The 12044-nt window shown below is 71.7% G+C and carries 9 protein-coding genes; 6 read left to right on the plus strand and 3 right to left on the minus strand.

The window, feature by feature from the left end; genetic code table 11:
• Positions 1-62: 62 nt before the first annotated feature.
• Positions 63-1505 carry a cytosine permease gene (locus tag FBY22_RS04920; protein ID WP_142142665.1) on the minus strand — a complete coding sequence of 481 codons (1443 nt, stop codon included), beginning with the start codon at positions 1503-1505 and terminating at the stop codon, positions 63-65.
• A 116-nt stretch (positions 1506-1621) separates the two neighbouring features.
• On the opposite strand from FBY22_RS04920, the gene ureA reads away from it, so the two are divergent.
• The 6 genes from ureA to cimA all read left to right on the plus strand — a co-directional run bounded on the left by ureA (position 1622) and on the right by cimA (position 8677).
• Entirely contained in the window at positions 1622-2320 is a 699-nt protein-coding gene (gene ureA, locus FBY22_RS04925) for an urease subunit gamma (protein WP_142142666.1), read from the plus strand.
• Positions 2317-4026, plus strand: a complete 1710-nt coding sequence (locus tag FBY22_RS04930) for an urease subunit alpha (RefSeq protein ID WP_142142667.1) — start codon at positions 2317-2319, stop codon at positions 4024-4026. The genes ureA and FBY22_RS04930 overlap by 4 nt, the downstream gene beginning before the upstream one ends.
• Before the next feature lie 12 nt (positions 4027-4038).
• A complete protein-coding gene (locus FBY22_RS04935; RefSeq protein WP_142142668.1) occupies positions 4039-5073 on the plus strand; it encodes an agmatine/peptidylarginine deiminase in 1035 nt (344 codons plus the stop codon).
• Positions 5074-5082: 9 nt separating this feature from the next.
• Positions 5083-5694, plus strand: coding sequence for a TetR/AcrR family transcriptional regulator (locus FBY22_RS04940; RefSeq protein ID WP_142142669.1), 612 nt, complete (start codon positions 5083-5085; stop codon positions 5692-5694).
• Between the two features lie 32 nt (positions 5695-5726).
• A complete protein-coding gene (locus FBY22_RS04945; RefSeq protein WP_142142670.1) occupies positions 5727-6767 on the plus strand; it encodes a PD40 domain-containing protein in 1041 nt (346 codons plus the stop codon).
• Positions 6768-7072: 305 nt separating this feature from the next.
• On the plus strand, positions 7073-8677 hold the full coding sequence (gene cimA / locus FBY22_RS04950; protein ID WP_142142671.1) for a citramalate synthase: 1605 nt from the start codon (positions 7073-7075) through the stop codon (positions 8675-8677).
• A 30-nt stretch (positions 8678-8707) separates the two neighbouring features.
• Here cimA and FBY22_RS04955 read toward each other — a convergent pair whose 3' ends face one another.
• Complete coding sequence (locus tag FBY22_RS04955) at positions 8708-10075, minus strand: oxidoreductase (RefSeq protein ID WP_142142672.1); 1368 nt, start codon at positions 10073-10075, stop codon at positions 8708-8710.
• 66 nt (positions 10076-10141) lie between these two features.
• Entirely contained in the window at positions 10142-12007 is a 1866-nt protein-coding gene (locus FBY22_RS04960; RefSeq protein ID WP_142142673.1) for a ricin-type beta-trefoil lectin domain protein, read from the minus strand.
• Between the last annotated feature and the right edge of the window lie 37 nt (positions 12008-12044).

Here is a 12044-nt window from a genome sequence, read left to right on the forward strand (position 1 = left end):
GCCCTGTGCGAGGTGGTTCAGGTGGCCGCTGGGGGCTGCCGTCCCCAGGCCCCCGCTTCGGCCTATACGGCCTCGTCCTCAAACGCCGGACGGGCTGGAACATCTGACGTCTGCTCAGAGCGAGCCCTCGGTTGCAACAGCAGGTACACCGCGCCGCCCACCAGGCCCGACAGGACGAAGCTGCAGTCCACCCCGCCCGTCAGTGACAGCAGTGGCCCCTCGTACGACGGGAGGGACACCGCCAGCAGGCCGACCGCGGCGCCCACCGCCCAGGAGACCGTCGCGGGGATGTTCCAGCCGGAGCGGTACCAGTAGATCCCGCCCCGCGAACGGCGGTTGAAGACCTGGAGCGCGTCCGCGTCGTACACCCCGTGGCAGCGCGCGAAGCCGATCAGGGTGATGACCGCCCACGGGGTGCCGATCGCGGTCAGCAGCAGGACGAAGGACGTCATGGCGTCCTGGGCGGACGAGTAGAAGTGGCCCACGAAGACACAGGCCGTCGCGACGACGGCGACCGTGCAGGTGGCGCGGGCCCGGGACGCGCGCGGCAGGATCGCGTCCAGGTCGAGGCCCATGGAGTACAGCATCAGACCCGCGTTGCCCACCGAGCCCGCCGAGGCCGCGAGCAGCAGCGGGGGCAGGTACCAGGCGGGGGACGCCGCCACCAGCGGGCCCGCGTAGTCCGTCGCCGCCCGTGCCGCGTACGCGGTGAAGGTGCCGAAGAGCTGGGGGACCAGCAGGCCGAGGATCAGCCCGAGCCAGGTCGCATGCAGCACCCGGCGGGAGGAGTGGCGGGCCGGTGAGATGTAGCGGGTGTAGTCGCCGAGCAGCGTGATGAAGGCGATCGGACCGGACAGACCTGCCGCCACCGTCGCCAGGAACCACGTCGGCCAGAAACCGCCCAGCAGATAGCCGCCGGTCTGCGGGAGCGCGGCGGTGGTGAAGTGCGGGGCGTAGGCGACGACACCGAGCGCCAGCAGAGCGGTCATTCCGATCGCGAGGACCCGGGACATCGCGAGCAGCACCCGGTAGCCGTACACCGCGCCCGCGACGGTGGCCCCGGCGAGCAGCGCGTAGACGAGGGCGTACGCCACCGAGTCCACCGGCAGCCCGAACATCCGCCGCAGGACGCCCACCATCACGTCGCCGCCGATCCACACGGTCAGCGCGGTGTAGCCGAGGGCGAGGAGCAGGCCCACCACCGAGCCGACCAGGCGCCCCCGCACGCCGAACTGGGTGCCGGAGGAGGTGGACAGGTTGGTGGCGGTGCGCAGGGAGATCAGGGCGAGCGGCGCGGTCAGGGCCGTGCCGGCCAGGGTGCCCACGACGATCGAGCTCAGCGAGGCCCACCAGTCCAGGCCGAAGGACGGCGGCAGCCAGCCGAAGATGATCACCCCCAGGCAGAGGTTGGAGCCGAGCAGGATCGAGACGAGGTCACGCGGCCCGCTGGTGCGTTCCTCTTCGGGGACGGTGTCGACTCCGCGCTGTTCCATCGCGATCGGCATGGTGGGTCTCCCTCGGTTTGAGTGCCGCTCAATGTGAACCGGACCCAGACGCCGCGTCAAGCGTTTCATCTCGGGGATTCATTGTTTAGAGTGTCGCTCTAAAGGAGGGATGCGAGATGAGACTCACCCCCACGGAACGCGACCGCCTGCTGCTGTTCGGGGCCGCCGAGCTGGCCCGCGCCAGGCGCGCCCGCGGCCTCAGGCTCAACGTGCCGGAGGCGACCGCGCTCATCGCGGACACCGTCTGCGAGGCCGCCCGGGACGGCGCCCGTCTCGCCGAGGCCGTCGAGCGCGCCCGGTCGGTCCTCGGGCCGGCCGACGTGCTGCCCGGCGTCGCGGACGTCGTCACCGAGGTGCACGTGGAGGCGGTCTTCGACGACGGCTCCCGGCTGGCGGTCGTCAGCGACCCGATCGGTGGCGGCGCGCTGGGGGAGGATGCGCCGGGCGCCCTGCTGCCCGGGCCCGAGCACAGCGAGCCCCCGGCGCGGCTGCGGCTGACGGTCACCAACACCGCGACCGTGCCCGTCTCCGTCACCTCCCATTTCCATTTCTTCGAGGCCAACCCGCGCCTGGACTTCGTACGGGAGAAGGCCTACGGGATGCGGCTCGCCGTGCCCGCCGGGTCGTCGGTGCGGTTCGGGCCGGGGGAGTCGCTCGAGGTCGGCCTCGTGCCGATCGGGGGCGCCCGGATCGCCATCGGCTTCGCCGGGCTCGTCGACGGGCCGCTGGACGCCCCCGGCGCCCGCGAGGAGGCGCTGCGCCGCGCCGCGGCCTGCGGCTACCTGGGCGTCGGTGCCGAGGGGGCCGCGCGATGAGCCGCCCCGGAGGACACCCCGCCGAGGCCCGCCGCCTCACCCCCCACGAGTACGCCGCCACCCACGGACCCCGCGCCGGGGACCGCATCCGCCTCGGCGACTCGGGGCTCGTCGTCCGCGTCGAGTCCGACTCGCAGCGCCCGGGGGAGGAGTTCCTGGCCGGGTTCGGGAAGACCGCCCGCGACGGACTGCACCTGAAGGCCGCCGCCGTGCGCGAGACCTGCGACGTGGTCGTGTCCAACGTCGTCGTCATCGACGCCGTGCAGGGGATCCGCAAGGTGTCGATCGGTATCCGCGAGGGCCGGATCTGCGCCATCGGCCGGGCCGGGAACCCGGACACGCTCGACGGGGTCGACGTCGTCGTGGGGACCGGGACGTCCATCGTGTCCGGCGAGGGGCTGATCGCCACCGCCGGTGCCGTGGACACGCACGTCCATCTGCTGTCACCGCGGATCATGGAGGCCTCGCTGGCCTCCGGAGTGACCACGATCATCGGCCAGGAGTTCGGGCCGGTGTGGGGCGTCGGCGTCAACTCGCCGTGGGCGCTGGGGCACGCGTTCAGCGCCTTCGACGCCTGGCCGGTCAACATCGGCTTCCTGGGCCGGGGTTCGTCCTCGCACGAGGCGCCGCTGGTCGAGGCGCTGGCGGAAGGTGGTGCCTCGGGGTTCAAGGTGCACGAGGACATGGGCGCCCACACGCGGGCGCTGGACACGGCGCTGCGGGTCGCCGAGGAGCACGACGTCCAGGTCGCCCTGCACAGCGACGGGCTGAACGAGTGCCTCTCGGTCGAGGACACCCTGCGGGTACTTGAGGGGCGCACCATCCACGCCTTCCACATCGAGGGCTGCGGCGGCGGACACGTCCCCAACGTCCTGAAGATGGCCGGAGTGCCGAACGTCATCGGCTCCTCCACCAACCCCACCCTGCCCTTCGGCCGGGACGCGGTCGCCGAGCACTACGGCATGATCGTCTCCGTCCACGACCTGAAGACCGACCTGCCCGGCGACGCCGCCATGGCCCGCGACCGCATCCGCGCCGGGACCATGGGCGCCGAGGACGTCCTGCACGACCTGGGCGCGATCGGCATCACCTCGTCCGACGCGCAGGGCATGGGGCGGGCCGGCGAGACCGTGCGCCGTACCCTCGCCATGGCCGGGAAGATGAAGGCCCAGTTCGGCGCCCCGGACGAGCACGACAACGAGCGCGTCCTGCGCTACATCGCCAAGCTGACGATCAACCCGGCCATCGCGCACGGTCTTTCGCACGAGGTCGGCTCGATCGAGGTCGGCAAGCTCGCCGACATCGTGCTGTGGCGGCCGGAGTACTTCGGGGCCAAGCCGCAGCTGGTGCTGAAGGCCGGATTCCCGGCGTACGGCGTGGTCGGCGACCCGAACGCGGCCACCGACACCTGCGAACCCCTCGTCCTGGGACCGCAGTTCGGGGCGTACGGCGCGACCCCGGCGGACATCTCCGTCGCGTTCGTCGCACGGGCGGCCCTGGAACAGGGCGACGACCGCATGCCGACCCGGCGCCGGCGGGTGGCCGTGCGCGGCACCCGCGGCATCGGGCCCGCCGACCTCCGGCTCAACTCCCGTACCGGCGCCGTGGACGTCGACCGGCGCACCGGCCTGGTCACCCTCGACGGCGAGCCGATCGGGTCGGAACCCGCCGACTCCGTCTCCCTCAACCGCCTCTACTTCCTCTGACAAGGACCCACCATGTCCGCTGCCGCCGACGGTTTCCGCATGCCCGCCGAATGGGCCCCGCACGAGCGCACCTGGATGGCCTGGCCCGGCCCCAACCCCACCTTCGACGACCCGGACGACCTCGCCGCCGCCCGGATCGCCTGGGCGTCCGTCGCCCGTGCCGTCCGCCGCTTCGAGCCGGTGACGGTGGTGTGCGGCCCGGGGCAGTCGGCGGACGCCCGCGCCCTGCTCGGCCCGGGCGTCGACACCGTCGAGCGCGACCTCGACGACGCCTGGATGCGCGACATCGGCCCGACCTTCATGACCGACGGGCGTGAACTGGCCGCCGTGGACTGGACGTTCAACGGCTGGGGCGCCCAGCACTGGGCCCGCTGGGAGCACGACGCGAAGATCGCCGCGCATGTGTCGGACCTCGCGGGCGCGCGGAGTTACGCCTCGAAGCTCGTCAACGAGGGCGGCGCGATCCATGTCGACGGCGAGGGGACGGTGCTGCTGACGGAGACGGTCCAGCTCGGTCCGGAGCGCAACCCCGGCTGGACCCGGGAGCAGGTCGAGGCGGAGATCCACGGGATGCTCGGCACCCGCAAGGCGATCTGGCTGCCGCGCGGACTCACCGGCGACTACCCACCGCACGGCTTCGGCACCCTCGGCCACGTCGACATCGTCGCCGCCTTCGCCGGCCCCGGGGTCGTGGTCGCGCACTCCCAGCCGGACCCCGCCCACCCCGACCACGAGGTGACCGAGGAGGTCATCGGTCTGCTGCGGTCCCAGACCGACGCCCGGGGCCGCCGGCTGGAGGTGGTCGAGGTGCCGGCCCCGACCGTCCTGGAGGCCGACGGCCACTGGGCCGACTACTCCTACATCAACCACTACCTCTGCAACGGCGGCGTCGTCCTGTGCGGCTTCGACGACCCGCGCGACGAGATCGCCGCCGGGATCTTCCGCCGGCTGTTCCCCCGTCGGACGGTGACGCTCGTCGACGCCCGTACGATCTTCTCCGGTGGCGGTGGCATCCATTGCATCACCCAGCAGCAGCCGAGGATCTAGGAGCAACTCATGGCCGGTGGGCGCAGACAGGCCCCGCCCCGGGAGGACGTCCTCGCCGCCGCCATGGCCATGATCGCCGAGGGCGGTCTGGAGCAGCTGACCATGGCGGCGCTCGGCCGCGAGGTCGGGATGAGCAGCGGACACCTGCTCTACTACTTCCACTCCAAGGACGAACTGCTGCTGCGGACCCTGGAGTGGAGCGAGGGCCGGCTGGGCGCCGAGCGCAGCCGGCTGCTGGCCCGCCGGGGCACGGTCCGCGAGCGGCTCGACGCCTATGTCGACCTGTACGTCCCCGACGGCCACCGCGACCCGCACTGGACCCTCTGGCTGGAGGTCTGGAACCGGTCGCGGGGCGCCGACGAGGACGCCCGCGACCGCCAGGCCGCCATCGAGGGCGCCTGGCACCGCGACCTCGTGGCGCTGGTCGCGGAAGGCGTCTCGCGGGGCGAGTTCCGCCGGGTCGACCCCGACCGCTTCGCCTCCCGGCTGCGGGCGCTGCTGGACGGCTTCTCCATCCATGTGGCGATCGGCCTGCGGGGCACCGACCGGGACCAAGTTCTCGGCCATGTAAGGGAGTTCCTGGACGACTCGCTACCATCGCCGGGACTCGCGGACGACTGATTAGCCGCCCGGGTTGTACGTAATGGGGCGGATTGACCCGAGGTGCGATCTGCGCACCGGCCGCACGGAGCGGGTCGCAGAGGGCCCGGCGAGTCGTCCGGCGCTCAGCGGCGACGGCCGGTCTTCGCGACCTCGGCGGCGCTCGCCCGGGGGGACGACAACGACGCCGACGACATCTACGTCCTGGACCGCCGCACCCACCGCACCGAACGGGTCAGCTTCGGCCACCCCGCCGGCTGGGGCGCCAACGCGATGCCGACCATCAGCGCGACGGCCGCGTCGTCGCCTACGTCACCTCCGCCCCGGACGTCGTCCCCGGCGACGACAACGGACGCAACGACGTCGTCGTCCACGACCGCAGGACGGGCAGGGACGAACTCGTCCAGTACGCGACCTCCGGGGCCCTCGGCTCCGCCGACGCCTTCTTCCCCTCCCTCAGCGCGGACGGCCGCTACGTCTCCTTCGACACCCCGGCCCCGCTCGTCCCGGATATCGTCGTGTCCAAGACCAGGCCGGTCTACCTGCGCGACCGGCGCACTCGGACCACGGACCTGATCAGCCGGCCGACGAAGTACGACTACAAGTCCTACGCCGACGCCTCCCCCCTCATCGGCGACGGCGGCAGGATCGCCTTCGAGTCCAGCCTGTACTCCCTCGTCCCCGACGACACCAACAAGGCCCCCGACGTCTTCGTGTACGACCGGGCGGCGCGGACCACCGTCCGCGCCAGCACGGCGGCCGACGGCACCCAGGCCGACGGGCCGAGCGTCGGCGCGAGCCTGAGCGCCGACGGGCGCCAGGTGGCGTTCACCTCGACCGCCGACAACCTCGTCCCCGGCGACACCGACGGCGTCGCCGACGTCTTCGTCAAGGACCTGGCCACCGGCGCGGTCACCCGCGTCAGCCTCGGAGCCGACGGCGCCCAGGCCGACGGCGCCCAGGCCGACGGCGCCTCCACCGCCGCGTCCCTCGACGCCCACGGTCGCCGCGCCGCCTTCCCCTCCACGGCCACGAACCTCGTCCCGGACGACACCGACGGGGTCGCCGACGTCTTCGTGAGCCGCCCGCGTTGACCACGCGGAGTTCGCATACTGAGACGACCGGTGAGCGCGGGGGCGGTCTGTGCCAGACTTCCCCCGTGCTCTCGTTCGCCACGATTATTGGCAGCAGGCGCGCCGGTCCGCAGTGACCGCCACGTACGACCAGGTACGGGCGGACACCGTCGTCCTCGACCCGCGCGCAGACCTCTCGCACCCGCGAGAGGTTTTTCGCATTTCTGGCCCACCTGCAGCCGGAGGCCCAGCGCGAGGGATCATTGGAGGACGGTGGAGCCGGTCATTCCGGTACGACCGAGATCCAACACAGGAGCCTTGACACCATGACCGAAACCAGCGAGCTCGACGATTCGTTCCACGTCTTCGACACGACCCTGCGCGACGGCGCGCAGCGTGAGGGCATCAACCTCACCGTCGCCGACAAGCTCGCGATCGCACGGCACCTGGACGAGTTCGGCGTGGGCTTCATCGAGGGCGGCTGGCCCGGCGCCAACCCGCGGGACACCGAGTTCTTCGCCCGCGCCCGGCAGGAGATCGACTTCCGTCACGCCCGGCTCGTCGCCTTCGGCGCCACCCGCCGGGCCGGAGCCAAGGCGAGCGAGGACCCGCAGGTCAGGGCGCTCCTGGAGTCGGGCGCCGAGGTGATCACTCTGGTCGCCAAGTCCCATGACCGCCATGTCGAGCTGGCGCTGAGGACGACGCTGGAGGAGAACCTGGAGATGGTCCGCGACACCGTCTCCCACCTGGTCTCCGAGGGCCGCCGTGTCTTCGTCGACTGCGAGCACTTCTTCGACGGCTACCGCGCCAACCCCGAGTACGCCAAGTCGGTGGTACGGGCGGCCTCCGAGGCCGGCGCCTCCGTCGTGATCCTGTGCGACACCAACGGCGGCATGCTGCCGGCTCAGGTCCAGGCCGTGGTCTCCACCGTGCTGGCCGACACCGGCGCCCGGCTCGGCATCCACGCCCAGGACGACACCGGCTGCGCGGTCGCCAACACCCTCGCCGCCGTGGACGCGGGCGCCACCCACGTGCAGTGCACCGCGAACGGCTACGGCGAACGCGTCGGCAACGCCAACCTCTTCCCGGTCGTGGCCGCCCTGGAGCTGAAGTACGGCAAGAAGGTCCTGCCCGAGGGCAAGCTGCGCGAGATGACCCGCATCTCGCACGCCATCGCCGAGGTCGTCAACCTCACCCCCTCCACCCACCAGCCCTACGTCGGCGTCTCCGCGTTCGCCCACAAGGCCGGCCTGCACGCCTCGGCCATCAAGGTCGACCCGGACCTGTACCAGCACATCGACCCCGAACTGGTCGGCAACACCATGCGGATGCTGGTATCCGACATGGCCGGCCGCGCCTCCGTCGAGCTCAAGGGCAAGGAGCTCGGCGTCGACCTCGGCGGTGACCGCGAGCTGGTCGGCCGGGTCGTGGAGCGGGTCAAGGAGCGCGAGCTCAAGGGCTACACGTACGAGGCCGCCGACGCCTCCTTCGAACTGCTGCTGCGCGGCGAGGTCGAGGGCAGGCCGCTGAAGTACTTCGAGGTCGAGTCCTGGCGCGCCATCGTCGAGGACCGCCCCGACGGCACCCACGCCAACGAGGCCACGGTCAAGCTCTACGCCAAGGGCGAGCGCATCGTCGCCACCGCGGAGGGCAACGGCCCGGTCAACGCCCTCGACCGCGCCCTGCGCGTGGCCCTGGAGAAGATCTACCCGCAGCTGGCCAAGCTCGACCTCGTCGACTACAAGGTCCGCATCCTGGAGGGTGTCCACGGCACCCAGTCCACCACGCGCGTGCTGATCGCCACGTCCGACGGAAGCGGCGAGTGGTCCACGGTGGGCGTGGCCGAGAACGTCATCGCGGCATCCTGGCAGGCGCTGGAGGACGCGTACACCTACGGTCTGCTGCGGGCCGGGGTCGAACCCGCCGAGTGACTGTCCCGGTGGCGGGCGCGGCGCCGGACGTCAGCCGCGGCTGAGCGTGCGCGTCACACCCGCCACCACCGCAGTCGTCAGGATCCAGCCGATGCCCACCAGCCCGTACGCGAGCGCCTGCACGCCCGCCTGGTTCCAGTGCCAGTCGCCGCGCATCCCCAGTCCGCCGACCGGCACCAGCAGATCGAGGGCGTACACGACCGGGTTGAACGGCCCTCCCTCGCCGGGCTTGTTCCGTACGGGCCGGTGCGCGTTGAAGACAAGCGAGCCGATCAGGGTGAGCAGCGCCAGCCACAGCCCCGCGAGCCACGGCCGGTAGCCGTACCCGACCACGCCGTCCAGCAGCCAGCCCCACAGCCGCCCCGCCGGTCCCAGCGTCGCCCGCCGGCACCGCTCCCGTACGAGCAGCACGCGCCGCGCCTCGTCCTCGTGCCCGGACCGGCGGTAGTGCGAGGCGAGCTGCTCATAGGGCTGGGGCGCGTAGACCGGCTGGCGGCGCAGCCAGGCGAGGCGGTTGGTGACGTCCTCGCGCCGGGTGGCGGCGGTCTCGCCGAGCCAGTCGTACGTCAGCCCGTCCAGCCCCAGCGACAGCGGCCAGGTCGCCGGGTCGTCCTGGAGGCGGGCCGCGTGCGCGGTACGCAGGTTCACGCTCCCCGCCGGTCTGCGCGCGAACCGCAGGTCGAGCGCCCCCACCTGCATGCCCACGCACATCAACGACGAGCCGGAGCCGAGGAGTTCGGCGTCGTTGAACGACACCAGGTCCTCCGCCCGCACCCCGCGCAACCGCACCCTGCCGTCGGCCCGGAACCCGTGCGACAGCCGTACAGTGGACGCCTTAAGGGCGTCGCCGTGGAACGCGAACCGCTCCGGATCCCCGACCGTGATCCGCGCCCCGCGCATCCACACCCCGCCCGCCAACTCGGCCCCGGGAAAACTCACTTCGCCCTCGGCGACGAAACCGTCCTCGCAGAACACCCCGCCCCGCGTCACCAGACCGCCGCCTTCGAGCGCCGTCCGCCCCGGTGCGATCAGGTGCGCACCGTCGAGTCGCGCTCCGCCGGCGATGTCCGCGTGCACCAGGTCGACGGCACTGCCGAGGCCGTCGGTCTCGCCGACGGTCGACCGGCGCAGGTCGAGCCGGCCGCCGACATGGGCGGTCGAGGCCCGCAGCCCCGGCAGTACGCAGTCCACCAGCTCGAAGGCGAGCGTGCTCGCCCCCTCCAGCGTCACCGGCCCGTCGAACCGGCACCCCTCGAACCGCACGGCCCGCCGTATCCCGGCCCCGTCGAGCCGTAGCTCCCCGGTGACGCGGGCGTCGCTCAGCAGGTACGGCCGCCCGTCCGCGCCCTCGTCGAGGATCTCCCGCCTGACGCGGTCGGCGTCGACTGCGCTGCTCACGGCTCTCCTCGCGGCGGTCCGATGGGCCTCAAGACTATGCCGGGGACGTGGACGCGGGCCGGGTCCCTACTGAAGTCTCCACTTCTGGTTGGCGGCGCCCGTGCAGCTCCAGATCTGCGTACGGGTGCCGTTCGCCGATGAGTTGTCGGTCACGTCCAGGCACTTGTTCGCCGCGGTGTTCACGACGTCCCCCGTGGAGGAGTTGTACGACCACTGCTGGGCGCCGGTGCCGTTGCAGTCGTACAACTGCACCTTGGCGCCGTCCGCGGTCGAGGCGGAGGTGACGTCGAGGCACTTGCCCAGGGCGCGGATCGACCCGTCGCCCTGCACGGTCCACTGCTGGGCGGTGGAGCCGTTGCAGTCGTAGAGCTGGACGGCCGTGCCGTTCGCGCTCGAACCGCCCGCCACGTCCAGGCACTTGCCGGCCAGGCCCACGAACGCGCCGCTCGCGCTGCCTCCGCCGGACTGGGTGCCGTTCCAGGTGAAGGTGGCCGAGGTCTTGCCGGGCAGCGAGTAAGTGGCGTGCTGCGAGCCCCAGTTGATGGTCACCGTCCTGGCGCTGAAGGCGTCGTTGTAGGCGATCAGCGCCTTGGAGCCGTCGGGGTTGCGCCAGGCCACGTTCGGCACGTTCGTGGACGCGGTGGAGGCGATGCGCTGGGCGCCGGGCCGGACGAACTTCGTCAGCTGGCCCATCGTGTAGTACTCGACGGTGTAGTCCACGGTCCCGCTCGCGCCGTCGCCGTTGTGCACGGTGATCAGGCCGGTGCAGGTGCCGCAGCCGCCGTTGTGCGGGCCCATGTTCTGGTCCACAGCGAGGGACCACTTGGTCACCGACTTCGCCCAGTTGCGGGTGTAGTCGATGATGTTGTTCATGTCCTCGCGCTGCTGGTTGGCGATCCAGGTGCCGCCGGAGTGCTCGGTGCCGAACGCGTCCAGGTTCGGGTACTGGTTGTGGACCGAGGTCTGCTTGGAGACGTCACCGCCGTAGCCGTGCCAGGCGATGCCGCCGAAGTTGGGGTGGTTGCGGATCGCCGTGTCGTCGACGGACGCCGCCGCGTAGGAGTCGTAGACGTCCCAGTTCCAGTCGTGCGCCAGGACCTTGGTGGACAGGCCGGCGGACTGCAGCTTCGGCAGCAGCTCGCTCTTGAGGAAGTACTGGATGCCGGAGGCGTTCCAGCTCATCGAGGGATAGCCGGAGCAGCAGGTCGGCTCGTTCTGCGGGGTGACGTAGGAGACGTTCACGCCCTGGCTCCTGTACGCCTGGAGGTACTTGACGAAGTAGTTCGCGTAGGCGCCGTAGTCCTCCGCCTTCAGCCAGCCGCCGTTGAGCGAACCGCTGTCCTTCATCCAGGCCGGAGCCGTCCACGGCGAGGCCATGACCGTCACAGAGGGGTTCAGCTGGAGCGCCTGCTTGGTCAGCGGGACGACGTCGGCGAGGTCGTGCGCGATGGAGAAGCTCGTCAGGTTCGGGTCGGTCTGCCCGGCCGGCACGTCGTCGTAGGTGTAGCCGTAGCGCGCGAGGTCCGAGGCCCCCATCGGATTGCGCAGGAACGACAGGCCGATGCCGTCCGTCGGCGAGAACAGCTTCCGCATGGTGGCGTCGCGTGTGGCCTGCGACAGCGCGCCGCTGGAGTTCATCAGCCAGGCCGCGGTGTCCGTGAAGGACGCGCCGCCGCCGGTGAAGGTCTGGTACCGGGTGTTCTCGTCGACGGTGATGTTCTCGCCGCCGCCACCCGTCCCGGACTGGAAGGCGAACGGCGTCTGCGGCTGGAGCCCGCGCGTGACATGGCGTCCGGCGGAGTCGTCGGTGGTGGTGAGCCAGGCGGTGACCTGTTCACCGGCCGCGTGTGCGGGGGGAACGGCCGCGGTGAAGCCGGCCGCCGAGAGCACTCCGGCCAGCAGCAGCCGGAGTGTGTGGGGGGTTTTTCTCATGGGGGTGCATCCCTTCCTGACGAGACGTCTTGACGGG

It is taken from the genome of Streptomyces sp. SLBN-31 (assembly GCF_006715395.1).
GTDB lineage: Bacteria > Actinomycetota > Actinomycetes > Streptomycetales > Streptomycetaceae > Streptomyces.

Coding starts and splice junctions, on each gene's coding strand:
- FBY22_RS04920 (WP_142142665.1), bottom strand. CDS start 1,505: ATGCCGATCGCGATGGAACAGCGCGGAGTCGACACCGTCCCCGAAGAG.
- ureA (WP_142142666.1), top strand. CDS start 1,622: ATGAGACTCACCCCCACGGAACGCGACCGCCTGCTGCTGTTCGGGGCC.
- FBY22_RS04930 (WP_142142667.1), top strand. CDS start 2,317: ATGAGCCGCCCCGGAGGACACCCCGCCGAGGCCCGCCGCCTCACCCCC.
- FBY22_RS04935 (WP_142142668.1), top strand. CDS start 4,039: ATGTCCGCTGCCGCCGACGGTTTCCGCATGCCCGCCGAATGGGCCCCG.
- FBY22_RS04940 (WP_142142669.1), top strand. CDS start 5,083: ATGGCCGGTGGGCGCAGACAGGCCCCGCCCCGGGAGGACGTCCTCGCC.
- cimA (WP_142142671.1), top strand. CDS start 7,073: ATGACCGAAACCAGCGAGCTCGACGATTCGTTCCACGTCTTCGACACG.
- FBY22_RS04960 (WP_142142673.1), bottom strand. CDS start 12,007: ATGAGAAAAACCCCCCACACACTCCGGCTGCTGCTGGCCGGAGTGCTC.